A 17,329-nucleotide genomic window follows, 5' to 3' on the forward strand; every position below is an offset into this window, starting at 1 on the left:
CGTGCTCGTGAGCGGGACCAGCGGGGAGTCGTGGGTCGTCACCGGCCCGCAGATCATCGAGGTCGAGGACGTGCGCGCCCTGCGCGTCGCGCTCGTGGCCGGCCGGGTCGACGTCGTCGGGCGCGACGAGCCGGGCGCCCGGATCGAGGTCCACGGGGTGACCGGACGCCCCCTCGAGGTCGGGCTCGTCGACGGCGAGCTGCGGGTCGGCTACGCGTTCACGCTCGGCGGCTGGGAGGGGTGGCTCGACAAGTTCCTGTCCTGGCGTCCCGCGGACCGTGCTGACGTGCACGTGGCCGTGCCGCGCGACGTCGCGGTCCGGCTGAGCACGGTGAGCGCGGAGGGCTTCCTCGGCGACGTCGCGCAGGGCGCCCAGGTGTCGACCGTGTCGGGCTCGCTCGTCACCGACCGCACGCAGGGCCTGCTCACCGTCAAGGCCGTGTCGGGCGACGTCGTCGTCCGTGGGCACACCGGCGACCTGCGGGCGAACGCCGTGTCCGGCTCCGTGACGGCCTCCGGCGCCTTCACCCAGGCCTCGCTCACGACGGTCTCCGGGGCCGTCACCCTCGACGCGGCGCGCGCCGCCGGGGTGAGCCTCCAGACGGTCTCGGGCGACGCCACCGTCCGCCTGCCGGAAGGCGTGGGTGTCACGGTGGCGGCGCGGAGCGTCTCCGGGCGTGTCGTGGTCGACGGCGAGGCCCGCACGGGCGAGGGCCCCCTCACCGGCAACGTCGAGGTGACCGTCGGCGACGGCGTCTGCCGGATCCAGGCCAACACGGTCTCCGGTCACCTCACCGTGCTGCGGTCCGCACCCGTGCGCCACGAGGGCGAGTACTGATGCCGGTCTTCGCGCACGGGCAGCTGCGCCTGTACCTCCTGGCCCTGCTGGACTCGGGGCCCAAGCACGGTTACGAGCTCATCACCGCGCTCTCCGACCGGTTCGGGGGCACCTACCGGCCGAGCCCGGGGACGATCTACCCCCGGCTCGCCCGGCTCGAGGAGGAGGGGCTCGTCACGCGGTCGGACGAGGGCCGCAAGGGGACCTACGCCCTCACGGCCGCGGGCCGCGCCGAGCTCGCCGCCCGCCAGGGCGACCTCGCGGCGATCGAGGAGGACCTGGCGGAGACGGTCCGCACCCTCGCCGACCAGGTCCGCGACGAGGTTCGCGGGGCGATGGCGGGACTGCGCGCCGACCTCGCGGCAGCGGCCCAGGAGGCGCGCGCCTCCGCACGGTCCGCGACCGGGCCGGATGCGCGGGCGACGTCGCGGGCGCACCGCGCCGAGATCGAGGCGATGCTGCACGAGTTCCGCGACGAGATGCGCGCCGAGATCCGTCGCGCCGACGCGCGCGGGACGATCGGGCGGCTCACGGTGGACACCGTCCGCACCGTCCTGGACTCGGCGCGGACGGCGATCCGGGGGACACTGGGCTCCGGGTAGGGCATGCTTTCTGGCAGTTCACCCGCGGTTCGGCTCAGATGTCGGCGTCGCGGGCCGATGGACCTTGAGCGGCATCACACCCCTGGATGCTGCCCGGAGGGTGAGATGGCCGTGATGGCCCGTCCCGTGGACGCGGCGGAGACGTCAGTCGGCCGCACCCGTCCTGTACCGGTGCAGAGCTGACACGGCGATGCCGAGTCCCGCCGAGGTCTTCTCCACGCAGCTGCTCGTGCAGTTCCTCACGGCCGTCTCGTCGTGCGCCGACGAGGATGCGGCCGCCGTCGTCGCTGCGGAACGGGCCGCGGCCGCGTTCGAGGCGGAGGTCGGCGCCGTCGTCCTCGACGGTGTGGTCGCCGCGGTCGGGCTGCCCGAGGGCGTCGCCGGGCGGCACGAGGTGCTCGGCGTGGCCCACCGGGGCCAGCGGGAGGTCGAGGTGCCCGGCATCGGCCTGTGCGCCGCGCTGGCCGCACCGCTGCGGGAGCCGGCGGACGGGCACCTCGTGGTCGCCCGCGCGTCGACGGTCCCCTTCTCCACCGCCGAGGCGCACCTCCTGCGCGGCATGGCGCGGGCCTACCACGTGGCCGTCGGGTCCCTGCGGACGGTCGAGGGCGAGCGGGCCATGCGCGCCCTCTCGGAGCAGCACGCGGCCGAGAACGCCCGGCTGCTGGAGTCCCTGCGTGTGCGCCACCAGCTCCTGGAGCACCTCGTCGGCGTGCAGCGCGCCGTCACCCGCCGTGCCCCGCTCGACGAGGTGCTCGGCACGATCGTCGACTCGGCACGCACGCTCCTGAAGGACGACGTCGCGGCCATCTGCCTGGTCGACAGGGCCGACCCCACGCGCTTCGTGCACGTCATGTCACGCGGGATGCCTGCCGCGGCGGAGGTCGAGGTGCGCCGGTCGCGGCCGTCCTCCACCGACCCGACCTGGGCGGCGATCAGGGCCGACCGGGTGGTCCTCGCGCGTGGTCCGGTGCTGCGCGGTCCGGAGCCCGACGAGTGGCCCGGCGGACGCCCGCCCCGCGTGGCGCTCGCCGCACCGGTGCACGAGGGTGCGCGGCCCGCGGGCGTGCTCGTCGTCGCGTCGGCCGACCCGGCCCGCGACTACGGCGTGGAGGAGCAGGCGGTCCTCGAGGCGTTCGCCGAGCAGGTCAGCCTCGCGCTGACCGACGCGCTCACCCTCGCGGAGATGGACCGTGCCAACCACGACACGGTCACCGGCCTCGCGACGCGCCGGCTGTTCATGCAGCGCCTGGACGAGTCGCTGACCGCGTCGGCCGGTCCGCTGGTCGGGGTGTGCTTCATCGACCTCGACCGCTTCAAGATGGTCAACGACACGCTCGGCCACGCAGCGGGCGACCAGCTCCTGTTCGAGGTGGGCGCCCGGATCCGGGCCTGCCTGCGCCCCGGGGACTCGGCCGCGCGTTTCGGCGGCGACGAGTTCGCCGTCCTGGTCGAGAGCGTCGAGGACGTCGCGCAGGTGGTCGCCATCGCGGACCGGATCGGGGAGAGCCTGCGCCAGGCGGCGATCATCGACGGCCGCCAGGTCTTCGTCGACGCCAGCATCGGCATCGTGACCACCACGCCCGGTGAGATCGACGCCGAGTCCCTCGTGCGGGACGCCGACGTCGCCATGTACCAGGCGAAGCAGTCGGGCGCCGGCCGGTACGTGGTGTTCGACCTCGAGATGCGCGACAGCTTCGAGCGCCGCGTGGCGCTCGAGGGCGACCTCCGCTCGGCGCTGGCGCACCACGAGCTGCAGCTGCACTACCAGCCGATCGTCGACCTCGCCTCGGGCGACGTCGTCTGCGTCGAGGCGTTGCTGCGGTGGTCGCGCCCGGGGCACGGGTGGGTGCCGCCGCTGCAGTTCATCCCGGTGGCGGAGGAGACCGGACTCATCCTGGCCATCGGCGAGTGGGTGCTGCGGGAGGCCTGCCGCCAGGCGCGGGGGTGGCACACGGGGCTGTCCCGTGGCCTCGCCCCGGCGGTCGCCGTCAACCTCTCCGCACGTCAGCTCCAGGAACCGGGGTTCGCGGACCAGGTCGCAGCCGTGCTCGCCGAGACCGGCCTGCCGGCCGACGCGCTCGTGCTGGAGATCACCGAGTCGATCCTCATGAAGGACCGGGAGACGGCCATCACGCGGCTGCGCGAGCTCAAGGCGCTCGGCGTCGGCCTCGCGGTCGACGACTTCGGCACCGGGTACTCGTCGCTGACGTACCTGCGCTCGTTCCCGGTGGACATCCTCAAGATCGACAAGGCGTTCGTCGACGACGTCGCCCGCGACCAGGAGGCTGCGCAGCTGGCGCGCGCGATCGTCGAGCTCGGCCGCACGCTGCACCTGTCCACGGTCGCCGAGGGGATCGAGTCCGTCGACCAGTGCGACGTCATGCGCAGCTCGGCGTGCGCCCTGGGCCAGGGCTACCTGTTCTCCCGGCCCATGGACGCAGCGGGACTCTGGGAGCTCCTCCAGAGCACCGAGAACGGCCTGGAGCTGGCGCGCTAGCGGGGCGTCGAGCCGTCGGGCGCCCAGGTGCCCTCAGGCGCCCTCGGGTGCCCTCAGGCGCGCCCAGGCGTGCCCAGGCGTGCCCAGGGTCACTGGCCGTCCTCGGGCAGGCCGAGCCAGCGGTGCCAGCCCGAGTGCAGCACGAGCCAGGCCATGAGGCCGTACCCAGCCTGGCCGGGCACCCGGCCGTCGCCACCGGCGAGGTCGGCGAGCCACTGCTCGTGCCGTGCGAGCGGGGTGTAGGTCTCCACGTAGGGCACGCGGCGCCGGGTCGTCACGTCGGCGAAGGCGGCGGAGAGCTCGGCCTGCAGCTCCGGGTCCTCGTGCGCACCGGGTGGCGGCCCGACGACGAAGGTCGACAGGCGCCGGGACTCGGCGGTGTCCAGGACGTTGGCGAGGTTGAGCCGGCTGCGGGCGAGCGAGACCCCCGCAGCCAGGTCGGCCCGGCCGAGGGCGATGACGAGGTGGTTGGCGCCAGGTGCGGGGTCGGCGCCGAGCCGGAGCATGACCTCTGCCTCCCAGCGGGCGGCGAGCCCCGCCGTCGTCTCGCCGGGGACGGCGAGCGGCATCACCACGGGCGCCGGCTCGAGCGCGGTCCGTGCGCAGACGCGACCGACCCAGCCGAGCGCCTTGGGGTCGCCGGTGCCGGCGACCAGCTCGTCGCCCACGATGCAGATCCGTCGCTGCTCAGCCGCCATGGTGCCCTCCCGTCACCCCAGCAGTCTGGCGGACGGCGCCGGGGCCCGGCGGGAGCGACGCGCGCCACCGGGCCCCGGGCCACGCCTGCGTGCCGTCAGCGCGCGAAAGCCTCCGCGACCAGCGCGTCCTGCTCGGCCAGGTGGGTCTTGCTGGACCCGGTCGCCGGCGACGCCGCGGCCGACCGGGACGCCCGCCGCAGCGGTCGGCCCAGCTGGTCGCCGACGGACGTCGAGACGTACGTCCACGCGCCCTGGTTGGCCGGCTCCTCCTGCACCCACACGAGCTCGGCGTCCGGGTAGGCGTCCACGGTCGCGCGGAGCGCCTCGACGTCGATCGGGGCGAGCTGCTCGAGCCGGACGATCGCCGTCGCGGCGTCGCTCGTCTTCACGCGGTGCGCGAGGAGGTCGTAGTAGACCTTCCCCGAGCACAGCAGCACGCGGTCCACCCGCGCGTCGGACGGCAGGTGCTCGTCGGGGATCACCGGCCGGAACTGGCCCTCCGTGAAGTCGGCCACCGACGACGTCGCCGCCTTGTGCCGCAGGAGCGACTTGGGCGTCGCGACGACCAGGGGACGCCGCGGCCGGTCGTAGGCCTGCCGGCGCAGGAGGTGGAAGTACGACGCCGGCGTGCTGGGCATCGCGACCGCCATGTTGTTCTCGGCGCACAGCTGCAGGTAGCGCTCGATGCGGGCCGACGAGTGGTCCGGGCCCTGGCCCTCGAAGCCGTGGGGGAGCAGCAGCACGACCGACGAGCGCTGGCCCCACTTCTGCTCGGCGGAGGACACGAACTCGTCCACGATCGTCTGGGCGCCGTTGGCGAAGTCGCCGAACTGGGCCTCCCACAGGACCAGCGCGTCGGGCCGCTCGACCGAGTAGCCGTACTCGAAGCCCATCGCGGCGAACTCCGACAGCGAGGAGTCGTAGACCCAGAACTTCGCCTGGTCGCTCGACAGGTACAGCAGCGGCGTCCACTCCGCGCCCGTGCTCCGGTCGTGCAGGACGGCGTGCCGCTGCACGAAGGTGCCGCGCCGCGAGTCCTGCCCGGCGAGGCGCACCGGCGTGCCCTCCAGGAGCAGCGAGCCGAACGCCAGGATCTCGCCGTAGCCCCAGTCGACGCCGCCGTCGGCCGACATCTGCTCGCGCTTGGCGAGGAGCTGCTCGAGCTTGGGGTGGACGGAGAACCCCTCCGGCGGGCGCACGTGCGCCCGGCCGATGCGCTGGAGGACCTCGGGGGCGACGGCGGTCCGCCAGCCGACCATCGTGCCGGCGTCCTCCTGCTGCGACTCCGGCTTCTCCAGGCCGGACAGCGACTCGCCGTCGACCTTCGGCCGGGCCGCGTTCTCCTTGGTCTCGGCGAAGACGCGCTCGAGCTGGGCCTGGTAGTCCTGCAGGGCCTGGGACGCCTCCTCGACGGAGATGTCGCCGCGGCTGACCAGCGCCTCGGTGTACAGCTTGCGCACGCTGCGCTTGGCCTCGATGAGGTTGTACATGAGCGGCTGGGTCATCGAGGGGTCGTCGCCCTCGTTGTGGCCGCGGCGGCGGTAGCAGACCATGTCGATGATGACGTCCCGGTCGAACTGCTCGCGGAACTCGAACGCCATCTCCGCCACGCGCACGCACGCCTCCGGGTCATCCCCGTTGACGTGGAAGATGGGGACCTGGAGGCCCTTGGCGACGTCGGTGCAGTAGTAGGTCGAGCGCGACGACGAGGGACCCGTCGTGAAGCCCACCTGGTTGTTGACGATGACGTGCACCGTGCCGCCGGTCCGGTAGCCGCGCAGCTGGGACAGGTTGAGCGTCTCGACGACGACGCCCTGGCCGGCGAACGCGGCGTCGCCGTGGATGAGCACGGGCAGCACGGAGAAGCCGTCGCCGCCCAGGTCGATCCGGTCCTGCTTGGCGCGCACGATGCCCTCGAGCACCGGGTCGACGGCCTCCAGGTGCGACGGGTTGGCGGCGAGGTAGACGCGGGTCTGTGCGCCCGAGTCGGCGGTGAAGACGCCCTCGGTGCCGAGGTGGTACTTCACGTCGCCCGAGCCCTGGACGCTGCGGGGGTCCTGGTTGCCCTCGAACTCGGCGAACACCTGCCCGTAGCTCTTGCCCGCGAGGTTCGTGAGCACGTTGAGGCGCCCGCGGTGGGACATCCCGATGCAGACCTCGTCGAGCCCGCTCTCGGCGGCCTCGGTGAGGATCGCGTCGAGCAGCGGGATGAGGGACTCGCCGCCCTCGAGGGAGAACCGCTTCTGGCCGACGAACTTGGTCTGCAGGAAGGTCTCGAAGGCCTCCGCAGCGTTGAGCCGGCGCAGGATGCGCAGCTGGTCCTCGCGCGGGGTCGGCGCCCAGCCGGCCTCGAGCCGCTCCTGCAGCCAGCGCCGCTGACGCGGGTCCTGCAGGTGCATGTACTCCACGCCGACGGTGCGGCAGTACGAGTCCCGGAGCAGGCCGAGGATCTCGCGGAGCGTCGCGCGGGGCTGGCCGGTGAAGCCCGCCGTCGGGAAGTACCGGTCGAGGTCCCACAGCGTGAGGCCGTGGTTCTGGATGTCCAGGTCCGGGTGCTTGCGCTGGCGGTAGGCGAGCGGGTCCGTCTCGGCCATGAGGTGCCCGCGCGAGCGGTAGGCGTGGATGAGCTCGGCGATGCGCGCCGGCTTGGCCAGCTCGGTGTCGGCGTCCACGGTGTTGTCGCGGACCCACCGCACGGGCTCGTAGGGCACGCGCAGCGAGGTGAAGACGCGGTCGTAGAAGCCGCCCTCGCCCAGCAGCTTGGCGCCGACGATGCGCAGGAACTCCCCGGACTGCGCTCCCTGGATGATGCGGTGGTCGTAGGTGGAGGTGAGGGTCAGCACCTTCGACACGCCCATCCGGGCGAGCTGTTCCTCGGAGGCACCCTGGAACTCGGCGGGGTAGTCCATGGCGCCGACGCCGACGATCGTGCCCTGGCCCGGCATCAGGCGTGGCACGGAGTGGACCGTGCCGATGGTGCCCGGGTTCGTCAGGCTGATGGTGGTCTCGGCGAAGTCCTCGACCGTCAGCTTGCCGGCGCGCGCGCGGCGGACGACGTCCTCGTAGGCCGCCACGAACTGGCCGAAGTCCATCGCGTCGGCGCTGCGGATGTTCGGCACGAGCAGCTGGCGGGTGCCGTCCGGCTTGGCCAGGTCGATGGCGAGACCGAGGTTCACCTGCCCGTGGTGCACGACGGCGGGCTTGCCGTCCTCCTCGGCGAAGCTCGCGTTCATCACGGGCATGTCGGCGAGGGCCTCGACGACCGCGTACCCGATGAGGTGCGTGAAGGACACCTTGCCGCCGCGGCCGCGGCGCAGGTGGTTGTTGATGACGATGCGGTTGTCGACCATGAGCTTGGCCGGGACTGCCCGGACCGAGGTGGCCGTGGGGATCTCGAGGCTGGCCGTCATGTTGGTGACGACGCGCGCGGCAGGCCCGCGCAGGCGCTCCACGACCGGCTCCGGGGAGGTCTCGGGCCACTGCACCCGGGCCTGCGGCTTCTCGGCGTACGGGGCGGTCGCAGGCTGGGCCGCCGCGATCGGTGCCGTGGTCTCGGGCTCGCGCGGCGTGCGCGGCGTCGCCTGGGCCGGCGAGCGCATGGCCCGCGCGTCGGGAGCCGGGCGCTCGTCGGGCGTCGTCGGGGGAGCGGTGGGCCCGGGGGTGCCGGCCTCGTCCGCGGCGGGTGCCGGGGGAGCTGCGGGCGCCGGGCCGCTGTCACCGGTCGGGGGGGTGGTCGAGCCGTTCACCGACGGGGCGTGCACCTCGTTGCGTGGCCGGTAGTCGGCGAAGAACTCCCACCACGCCGGGTCCACGGACTCCTTGTCAGCGAGGTACTGCTCGTAGAGCTCGTCCACGAGCCACTCGTTGGCGCCGAACGTCGACCGGAGGGTGCCTCGGTCTGCCTGCTGGGACACGCGGGGATCGCCTCTTCCACCGTGACGAGGGCCGCGCCGATGCGGCCGATTCCGGGTCCCACCCTAGGCCAACCCGGGCCTTAGGTCCCGGTCCGGGGCGGGTGATCGGGCGCATTCGTCCCATGGCCGACCGGGTTGGTCACTGGCCGGTCAGAACCCGGCCAGGACGGCGCAAAGCCCTGCCCGCGACCGGGTCAAGCCGCCCCGTGTGGAGCGTTCTGCGCGCGAGTGGAGCGTTCGAGCCGCGGCTGGAGCGTTCGGGACCGACACGCCGGGCGTGTCGGTCCCGAACGCTCCACACGGTGGGGAGGTGGGGGCGCGGGATCAGGTGATGTCGCGGCTGAAGGTCGTCATGCGGCCGATGGCGGAGAGCACCAGGCCGTAGGCGACGAGCACGACCAGGCCCTGCCACCGGGGCAGGAGCTCGTTCATCCCGGCCGCGGAGTAGAAGCTCGACCCGGCGATGGCCTCGCCCGCCGCACCGGGCAGCCAGCGGGCGACGCCGGCCAGCGGCTCGATCATCGCGAAGGCGATGCGCAGGACCGGCTCCACGATCTGCGTGAACGCCAGGATCACGACGATGCCGACGACCTGGTTCTTCAGCGCGGTGCCGAAGCCGACGCCGACGAGCGTCCACACCGCGAGCGCGACAGCCGACCAGACGCCGGCCTGGACGACCTCGGAGTCCGTCAGGAAGGTGCTCTCGCCGCTGGCGGCGAGGACGGCGGCACCCGGCAGGAAGGTGGCCAGCACGCCGGCGAGGCCGAAGAGCAGGCCGACCGGCAGGCTCGCCAGCAGCTTGGCGCCGATGACGACGTCGCGTCGCGGCTCGGCGAGCAGCGTCGGGGTGATCGTCATGTGCCGGAACTCGCCGGCGACCGACATCGCCCCGACGATGACCGGGAAGACGTAGCCGAGGGACGGCGCCAGCGTGTAGACGGCGAGCGCGATGTCGCGCGGCGGGATCGGGGCGGCCGCGCCGTCGGTGCCAGGCATGCCCGCGGTGGCGCTCGCCGGGTCGTTGGTCAGGGCGAACGCCATCACGACGGCGATGAAGGCCATGTACAGGGCCATCGTGAGCAGCAGGACCCACCACAGGCGCGTGGTGACGAACTTGCGGTACTCGGACCGCAGGGCGGGGAGCAGGAGGGTGGTCATGCCGCCACCTCCGCGGCAGCAGGGGCGCCGGTATGCCCGCCCGTCAGGCGGAGGAACACGTCCTCGAGGTTGACCTCGCCCGGTACCAGCTCGTGCACCTCCACGCCCGCGGCGAACGCGGCGGCGCCGGCCTCGTGCGCCTCGACGTCCTGCAGCCAGACGGCGCCGGTGCGCCCCGGCACGGCGGTGGCCCGGCCCGGCCAGCGCTCGGCGACCAGGCGCTCGAGACCGGCGGCGTCGGGGGAGGCCAGGAGCGTCGTCCGACGCGCGAGGCCCTCACGGCGTGCGAGCGCCTCGAGCTCCGGCAGCGAGGAGGCGTGCACCAGGCGGCCCTTGGCGATGATCACGACGTCGTCGACGGTCTGCTGGACCTCGGACAGCACGTGGCTGGACACGAGGACGGTGCGCCCCTCCGCGGCCAGGTAGCGCAGCAGCGAGCGCAGCCACGCGATGCCCTCGGGGTCCAGGCCGTTCGCGGGCTCGTCGAGCAGCAGCACCCGCGGGTCGCCGAGGAGCGTCGTGGCGAGCCCGAGTCGCTGGCGCATGCCGAGCGAGAAGCCGCCGGCCCGCCGTCGGGCGGCGTCGCTGAGGCCGACCAGCTCGAGGACCTCGTCGCAGCGCTTGGTGGAGACGCCGACCTGGGGGGCGAGCACCCGCAGGTGGTCGCGCGCCGTGCGTCCGGGGTGGAAGCTCGACGCCTCGAGCGCCGCCCCGACGACGCGGCCAGGACGCGGGAGGTCGAGGTAGCGCTGGCCGCCGATGGTCGCCGTGCCGGACGTCGGGACGACGAGCCCGAGCAGCATCCGCAGGGTCGTGGTCTTGCCGGCGCCGTTGGGGCCGAGGAAGCCGGTGACACGGCCGGGTCCGACCTCGAAGCTGAGGTCCTCCACGGCGTGCACAGAGCCGAAGGTCTTGGACAGGTGCTGGACGCTCACCACACCGTCGATCGAGGTCGTCATGCCGCTCACCCTAGTTGTTTGAGTATCGCTATAACAAACGCATTAGCCGTCGCGACGGCGTCAGTCGCCGGGGTGCGCCCGGAGCGGCGGCCCGCCGACGGCGCCCCCACGGCCACCGGGCAGCGTCACGCGCAGCCGCGCACCCGTGGGCGAGTCCGCGACCGCGACCGTGCCGCCGTGCAGCTCGACCGCCCAGCGGACGATGGCGAGCCCGAGGCCGGTGCCGCCCGTGCTGGCCCGGCCCGTCTGGGCGGGGGCGTTGCCGCGCGTGAAGCGCTGGAAGACGCGCTGACGGTCCGCGGGCGCGATGCCGGGGCCCTCGTCGACGACGTCGATGACCACCGTCCCGCCCGCGCGTCGGGCCTCCAGCCGGACCTCGCCACCCTCGGGAGAGTGGCGCACGGCGTTGTGCAGCAGGTTCGTCACGACCTGGTGCAGGCGCTCGGCGTCGGCCGGCACCGTGAGCTCGGGTGGGCGCACGTCGACGGTGAAGGTGATGCCCTTGGCGGCGCCCAGCGGCTCGGTGGTGGCCGCCGCCTCGCGGAGGAAGTCGGCCACCGCCACCTCGGTGATCTCCAGGCCGACGGCGCCCGCCTCGATCCGGGACAGGTCGAGGAGGTAGGTCACCAGTCGCCCCAGCCGCTCGGTCTGGTCGAGCGCCGCCTGCAACGTCGCGGTGTCCGCGGGCACGACGCCGTCGACCATGTTCTCCAGCTGGGCCTGCAGCGCGGCGACGGGCGTGCGCAGCTCGTGCGAGACGTTGGCGACCATCTCCCGGCGCAGCGTGTCCACCTGTTCCAGGTCCTGCGCCATGGTGTTGAACGCCTGCCCGAGCTGGCCCACCTCGTCGCGGCTGGTCGCCCGCACCCGACGGCTGTAGTCGCCGGAGGCCATCGCCTGCGCGGCGGTCCGCATCTCGCGCAGGGGGGCCGTCATGCCGTGCGCGATGACCTGCACCGCGATCACGCTCACGACGATGGCGAGGGGGAGCGTCCGGGTTGGCCCCAGGTGGTTGCGCAGGCCGACCCACGTGAACAGCGCGGCGAGCGTCACCGTGGCGGTGACGAGGATGCCGAGCTTGATCTTGATCGAGGAGAACCGGTCGAGCGGCCGGACGTCCGGCAGGAGCCGGCGCCCGGCGTGCCGCGGGGTGTCCACCGATCAGGCCTCCGCAGGCTCGAAGGCGTACCCGACGCCGTGCACGGTCCTGATGAGGTCCGCGCCGAGCTTGCGCCGCAGCGCCTTCACGTGCGAGTCCACGGTGCGCGTGCCGCTCGCGTCGACCCAGTCCCACACCTCGGCCAGCAACCGCTCGCGCGTGAGCACGGTGCGCGGCGACGACGCCAGCGTGACCAGGAGGTCGAACTCGGTCGGGGTCAGGTGGACGGGCTCGCCGCCGCGGGAGACGCGGCGCTGCGCCCGGTCGATGACGACGTCGCCGCTCGCGATCGAGGGCGGAGCGGCGTCGGAGAGCTGTGCGGCGCGCTCGACGCGCCGCAGGAGCGCCTTGCTGCGGGCCACCAGCTCGCGCATCGAGAACGGCTTGGTCATGTAGTCGTCGGCGCCGACGCCCAGGCCGACGAGCATGTCGGTCTCGTCGTCGCGCGCGGTGAGCATGAGCACCGGCACGGGGCGCTCGGCCTGGATCCGCCGGCACACCTCGAGCCCGTCCATGCCCGGGAGCATGACGTCGAGCACGACGAGGTCCGGCTCGAGGGTGGTCGCGGCCCGCACGCCCGAGGGGCCGTCGCCCGCGACGTCGACCTGCCAGCCCTCGGCGGTGAGCCGGTGCGCGATCGCCGTGGCGATCGCCGGCTCGTCCTCCACGACCAGCACGCGGGTCCCACCGTTCGACGGCTGCGCTGCTCGGCTCATCACGCGCCTAGCGTGGCACAGCGTCCCGGGGGTGCTGAGTTATGCTCGCCGCATCATGGACAGCTCAAGTCCGTGCCGGTGCTGCACCCTCAGCACCGGCGCGCTCCAGGTCCTGACCCTCCCGCGGTTCGCCGGTCGCACGGGCGACGGTCGACGCGGCACCGCATGGTGCGGTGACGTCCCGTGCTGACCGACTGGCTCCTCGTCGGCCTCGGCGTGCTCCTGACCGCCGGCACCGCGGTCTTCGTCGCGGCCGAGTTCGCGCTCGTCACGCTCGACCCCGGCCTGGTCGAGCAGGACCAGGAGCGTCGGCACGACCGCCGGGGCGCGGCCGTGCGGGCCGCGGTCCGCGAGCTGTCGACCCAGCTCTCCGGCGCCCAGGTGGGCATCACCCTCACCACGATCCTGCTCGGCTACACGGCCCAGGCCGCGCTCGTGCGCCTCGTGGAGGGCCCGCTGGACGGGTGGCTCGGCGCGGCTGCTGCCGGGGGCGTGGCGACGGTGCTCGCCATCGTGGTGGTGAACGGGTTCTCGATGCTCTTCGGCGAGCTCGTGCCGAAGAACTTCGCGCTCAGCGCGCCGCTGCCCACCGCGCGCGCGGTGGCGCCGCTCCAGCGCGGCTTCACGACGGCGCTGCGCCCCGTCATCGCCGTGCTCAACGCCAGCGCGAACGCCCTGCTGCGCCGGTTCGGCGTCGAGCCGCGCGAGGAGCTCTCCGGCGGGCGCTCGCCCTCCGAGCTCCTCGCCCTGGTGCGGCGCTCGGCGGCGGCCGGCACCCTCGACGAGGGCACCGCCACGCTGCTCGCGAACTCCATCGAGCTCGGCACGCTCACGGCGGTCGACGTCATGACGGACCGGACGCGCATGGAGGTGGTGCGCCGCGACGACACCGCGGCCGACGTGCTGGCCCGGGCCCACGCGACCGGCCACTCGCGGTTCCCGGTGATCGGTGAGAGCCACGACGACGTCGTCGGCCTCGTGCACCTGCGTCGAGCCGTGGCGGTCCCGTGGGAGCGGCGCGGCGAGGTGCCCGCTGCCGCGCTGATGGACCCGGCGCCGCGCGTCCCGGAGACCGTCGCGCTCGGCCCGCTGCTCGTCGAGCTGCGCGAGAACCTGCAGATGGCCGTCGTGGTCGACGAGTACGGCGGCACCGCCGGCGTCGTGACGCTCGAGGACGTGGTCGAGGAGCTCGTCGGCGAGGTCGCGGACGAGCACGACCCTCGCGAGGCCGGCGCGCGCCGCGTGGGCGAGCACGCGTGGAGCGTGCCGGGCCTGCTCCGGCCCGACGAGCTCACCGAGCAGACCGGGCTGGTCGTCCCCGAGGACGGCGCGTACGAGACGCTCGGCGGGCTCGTCATGGCCGCTCTCGGCCGGATCCCTGTGGTGGGCGACGTCGTGGAGGTGCCCGGCGTCGTGCTGAAGGTCGAGGGGATGGACGGGCGACGGGTCGACCGGCTCCGCGTCCTCGCCGCGCCGGCGGACGGGGACCAGCCGTGAGCCCGGGCCTGGGGATCGCCATCGCCGTCGCGCTGCTGGCCGCCAACGCGTTCTTCGTCGGCGCGGAGTTCGCCGTCGTCTCGGCGCGCCGCAGCGCCATCGAGCCGCTCGCCGCGGCCGGGTCGAGCCGGGCGCGCACGGCGCTGTGGGCGATGGAGAACGTGTCGCTGATGCTGGCGTGCGCGCAGCTCGGGATCACCCTGGCCTCCGTCTCGCTCGGCGCCGTCGCGGAGCCCGCGCTGGCCCACCTGCTCGAGGGCCCGCTGGCGGCGCTCGGCCTCGGCGAGGCCGCGGTGCACGCCGTCGCCGTCGTGATCGCGCTGGCGGTCGTGGTGTACCTGCACGTGGTGCTCGGCGAGATGGTGCCGAAGAACCTCGCGGTCGCCGGGCCCGACCGGGCGGCGCTGTGGTTCGCACCGCCGCTCGTCTGGGTGGCGCGGGTCGTGCGGCCGGTCATCACGGTCCTCAACTGGCTCGCGAACCACGTGGTGCGGCTGGGCGGCGTCGAGCCGAAGGACGAGGTCGCGTCCGCCTTCACGGCGGAGGAGGTGCAGTCGATCGTCGCGCGGTCGCAGGCGGAGGGCCTCCTGCGGGACGAGCAGGGCCTCCTGGCCGGCGCCATCGAGTTCTCGGACCGGACGGCGGCCGACGTCATGGTGCCGCTGGAGCGCCTGGTCTCGGTGCCGTCGGGCTGCACCGTGGACGAGGTGGAGCGCTCCGTGGCCCGGACGGGCTTCTCGCGCTTCCCGGTGACCGACGACGACGGCGTGCCGGTCGGGTACCTGCACGTCAAGGACGTGCTGTGGGCCGGTCCGCAGGACCGGGACCGACCGGTCCCCGGGTGGCGGGTCCGGCCGCTGGCTCAGGTCCGTCCCGAGGACGAGGTCGAGGAGGCCCTGGCGGCGATGCAGCGCACCGGCGTCCACCTCGCCCGCGTGACGGCCGCCCGGGCGCCGGGGGAGCGCGGCGCGCCCGGGGACGCGGCTGGGGACGGGACCGAGCGGGTCGTCGGCGTCGTGTTCCTGGAGGACATCCTCGAGGAGTTGGTGGGCGAGGTCCGGGACGCCATGCAGCGCCGGCAGCGCTGAGAGCGCTGACGATCGGTCGCCCGGGCGGCCGGGCCGGCCCCGGGCGCGTGAACAAGCGGCGACGAAGGCCTGAACAAGGCAGGTGTGACGAGTGTCTCGGCATGCGGTCCCTCCGGGTCTTGGAGACACCGGACGCCACCCGTTACTGTTCCGTTACCACCTCGATGACGGGTCCTCAGCCACACGCGTGCCTGCGGCCCGGACCCGGTGGGTCGTGAGCTGCAACGGAGGTCTTGTGGAGTCTCGTCGGTCGTGGACGCCGCCCTCGGCGTCCCCCGAGACTCCGGCCTCGCGACGCGCGATCCGCACGGACGAGACCCCCAACCGGGCCGAGCGGCGGAGCCGCCGCCCGCAGGACGCGGGGCGGACCTCTGCCCGCGGCGCGTGGGTGCCGCGCACGGCCATCCTCGCCGCCCTCGGCGTCGCGACGATCGGGGTCCCGGTGGCCGCCGAGCTGGACGGTCGGCAGACCCCGCTGGAGGCCGTCACGATCGACGCCACCGGCCTGCCGACGGCCTTCGAGGTGCTGTCCGGGACGGTCGTCGACGGCACGCCCACGTCGCTGCTCGCGGCCGTGCCGGGCACGGTGCGGATGGCCGACTCCGCGAGCCGCGCCCTCGCCCGGACCCCGCTGCCCGACTGCACGGGCATCGCCGTGGACAGCGGCGCGAACGGACAGATCGCGACGGCCGACCTGTGCACGCTCTGGGACGGCGCCAACATGCTGCGTGGCGACGCCGCCGTCGCGCTCGCGGAGCTCAACCTGGGGTACCGCGCGTCGTTCGGCCGTGACCTGTGCATCACCGACTCGTACCGGACGCTCGCCGAGCAGCGGCGTCTGGCGTACACGAAGGGCGGGCTCGCCGCCACGCCGGGCACGTCGAACCACGGCTGGGGACTCGCCATCGACCTGTGCTCGTCCGAGACGAACAGCAGCTCCGTCATGACCTGGCTGAACGACAACGGACCCACCTACGGCTGGGAGAACCCCCCGTGGGCCAAGCGCGGTGGTTCCGGCCCCCACGAGCCGTGGCACTGGGAGTACGTCCCCGGCACGGTCGAGAAGGGCACGGACTGGGGTCGCTGACCCCGCAGACGTCGCAACGAGGAGGGGCCCCGGCAACAGCCGGGGCCCCTCCTCGTTCGTGGCTCTGCCGGGCCCGCAGGGGCGGGCCCGGCAGGTGTCTCACAGGAGCGTCGCGCCCCAGGTGACGGTGTGCGACGCACCGGGCTCCAGGACGACGAGCCGGTCGCCCGTGCGGAAGGCGTCGGCGATGCAGCTCATCGGCTCCGCGGCCATGCCGGTGCGGCGGTAGTGCGTCGGGTCGATGTGGTCGCCCGAGCAGACCTGCCAGCAGTCCATCGACTCGTCCATCCAGACGGCGGCCGTGCGCCCGTCGGCGCCGGTGAGGCGGGCCCACGACAGGCCGTCCGCGTCCCGGACGACGTCGAGGTAGGCGTCGTCGAGGTCGAGGCCGCGCGCGGACCTGGCCGCCCGGAGGTCGTAGTCGCCGGAGGCGGGCTCGGTGCCCGTCGGCAGCAGGCGGTCGTCGACGAGGACGCGCGTGGCGGCGTCGAGCTGGAAGGTGCACTCGTCGAGCGAGCCCTCGCCGGGCGAGAGCCACGGGTGGAAGCCGACGCCGTAGGGCGCGGCGCTCGCGCCGAGGTTCGTGGCCGTCGTGCGCACGTGCAGGCCGGCGTCGGAGAGCCGGTAGGTGACCTGCAGCAGCAGGTCGAACGGGTAGCCGCCGCTGGCGGGCAGCCGGACCTGGAGCGTCACGGCCGCGCCACGGGCGTGGTCCGCGTCGTCGACGGGCACGACGGACCAGCGCTGCCACATCACCAGGCCGTGCAGGGCCGTGCTGGTCTTCGGCTCGCTGAGGTCGACCTGGTACTCCGCCCCCCCGAACGAGTACCGGCCGTCGCGCAGCCGGTTGGGCCACGGGGCGAGGAGCGCGCCGTGGCCGGCGGGGGCCACCTCGTCCTCGCGGTAGGGCGTGAAGACGTCGCGCCCGCCGACGGAGTAGCGACGCACCTTGGCGCCGATGTCGGTGACGGTGGCCTCGTGCTCGCCGGAGGCGATGCTGAGCTGGTGGCCGGACAGGGGTGCGGCGGCGTCGCCGGCGGGCTGGGAGATCACCCCGGCAGGCTAGTGCCCCGGACGCGGCACGAGGCCGGATCTCCGGCCCAGAAGGCCGGA

13 protein-coding genes are annotated in these 17,329 nt (G+C 74.0%); 6 read left to right on the plus strand and 7 right to left on the minus strand.

Annotated elements, in window-relative coordinates; all coding sequences use genetic code 11:
• Positions 1-7 precede the first annotated feature (7 nt).
• The 3 genes from AFE02nite_RS00325 to AFE02nite_RS00335 all read left to right on the plus strand — a co-directional run bounded on the left by AFE02nite_RS00325 (position 8) and on the right by AFE02nite_RS00335 (position 3,940).
• Positions 8-838, plus strand: a complete 831-nt coding sequence (locus AFE02nite_RS00325) for a DUF4097 family beta strand repeat-containing protein (RefSeq protein WP_034243763.1) — start codon at positions 8-10, stop codon at positions 836-838.
• A complete protein-coding gene (locus tag AFE02nite_RS00330; RefSeq protein ID WP_034243758.1) occupies positions 835-1,440 on the plus strand; it encodes a PadR family transcriptional regulator in 606 nt (201 codons plus the stop codon). Before AFE02nite_RS00325 ends, AFE02nite_RS00330 begins: the two co-directional genes overlap by 4 nt.
• Positions 1,441-1,630: 190 nt before the next feature.
• Positions 1,631-3,940 (plus strand): putative bifunctional diguanylate cyclase/phosphodiesterase, encoded by a 2,310-nt coding sequence (locus AFE02nite_RS00335; RefSeq protein WP_034243756.1) that lies wholly within the window; start codon positions 1,631-1,633, stop codon positions 3,938-3,940.
• Positions 3,941-4,029: 89 nt separating this feature from the next.
• On the opposite strand, the gene AFE02nite_RS00340 is transcribed toward AFE02nite_RS00335, so the two are convergent.
• From AFE02nite_RS00340 to AFE02nite_RS00365, 6 genes are all read right to left on the minus strand, one after another.
• Positions 4,030-4,638: a GDSL-type esterase/lipase family protein gene (locus AFE02nite_RS00340; RefSeq protein WP_034243754.1), complete on the minus strand. Its 609-nt coding sequence runs from the start codon at positions 4,636-4,638 to the stop codon at positions 4,030-4,032.
• Between the two features lie 95 nt (positions 4,639-4,733).
• Positions 4,734-8,552 (minus strand): multifunctional oxoglutarate decarboxylase/oxoglutarate dehydrogenase thiamine pyrophosphate-binding subunit/dihydrolipoyllysine-residue succinyltransferase subunit, encoded by a 3,819-nt coding sequence (locus AFE02nite_RS00345; protein ID WP_034243752.1) that lies wholly within the window; start codon positions 8,550-8,552, stop codon positions 4,734-4,736.
• Between the two features lie 324 nt (positions 8,553-8,876).
• Positions 8,877-9,710, minus strand: a complete 834-nt coding sequence (locus AFE02nite_RS00350) for an ABC transporter permease (protein ID WP_034243751.1) — start codon at positions 9,708-9,710, stop codon at positions 8,877-8,879.
• A complete protein-coding gene (locus AFE02nite_RS00355) occupies positions 9,707-10,669 on the minus strand; it encodes an ABC transporter ATP-binding protein (RefSeq protein WP_034243749.1) in 963 nt (320 codons plus the stop codon). Before AFE02nite_RS00355 ends, AFE02nite_RS00350 begins: the two co-directional genes overlap by 4 nt.
• Positions 10,670-10,729: 60 nt before the next feature.
• A complete protein-coding gene (locus AFE02nite_RS00360) occupies positions 10,730-11,827 on the minus strand; it encodes a HAMP domain-containing sensor histidine kinase (RefSeq protein ID WP_146818914.1) in 1,098 nt (365 codons plus the stop codon).
• Positions 11,828-11,830: 3 nt separating this feature from the next.
• Entirely contained in the window at positions 11,831-12,544 is a 714-nt protein-coding gene (locus AFE02nite_RS00365; protein WP_034243733.1) for a response regulator transcription factor, read from the minus strand.
• A gap of 183 nt (positions 12,545-12,727) precedes the next feature.
• Here AFE02nite_RS00365 and AFE02nite_RS00370 point away from each other — a divergent pair, with 183 nt between their 5' ends.
• From AFE02nite_RS00370 to AFE02nite_RS00380, 3 genes are all read left to right on the plus strand, one after another.
• Positions 12,728-14,041, plus strand: a complete 1,314-nt coding sequence (locus AFE02nite_RS00370) for a hemolysin family protein (protein ID WP_034243731.1) — start codon at positions 12,728-12,730, stop codon at positions 14,039-14,041.
• Positions 14,038-15,129, plus strand: a complete 1,092-nt coding sequence (locus AFE02nite_RS00375; RefSeq protein WP_034243729.1) for a hemolysin family protein — start codon at positions 14,038-14,040, stop codon at positions 15,127-15,129. Before AFE02nite_RS00370 ends, AFE02nite_RS00375 begins: the two co-directional genes overlap by 4 nt.
• A gap of 235 nt (positions 15,130-15,364) precedes the next feature.
• A complete protein-coding gene (locus AFE02nite_RS00380; protein WP_034243727.1) occupies positions 15,365-16,216 on the plus strand; it encodes a M15 family metallopeptidase in 852 nt (283 codons plus the stop codon).
• Positions 16,217-16,315: 99 nt separating this feature from the next.
• On the opposite strand, the gene AFE02nite_RS00385 is transcribed toward AFE02nite_RS00380, so the two are convergent.
• A complete protein-coding gene (locus AFE02nite_RS00385; RefSeq protein ID WP_261765335.1) occupies positions 16,316-17,269 on the minus strand; it encodes an aldose 1-epimerase family protein in 954 nt (317 codons plus the stop codon).
• Positions 17,270-17,329: the final 60 nt, after the last annotated feature.

The organism is Actinotalea fermentans (assembly GCF_007991475.1).
Taxonomy (GTDB): domain Bacteria; phylum Actinomycetota; class Actinomycetes; order Actinomycetales; family Cellulomonadaceae; genus Actinotalea; species Actinotalea fermentans.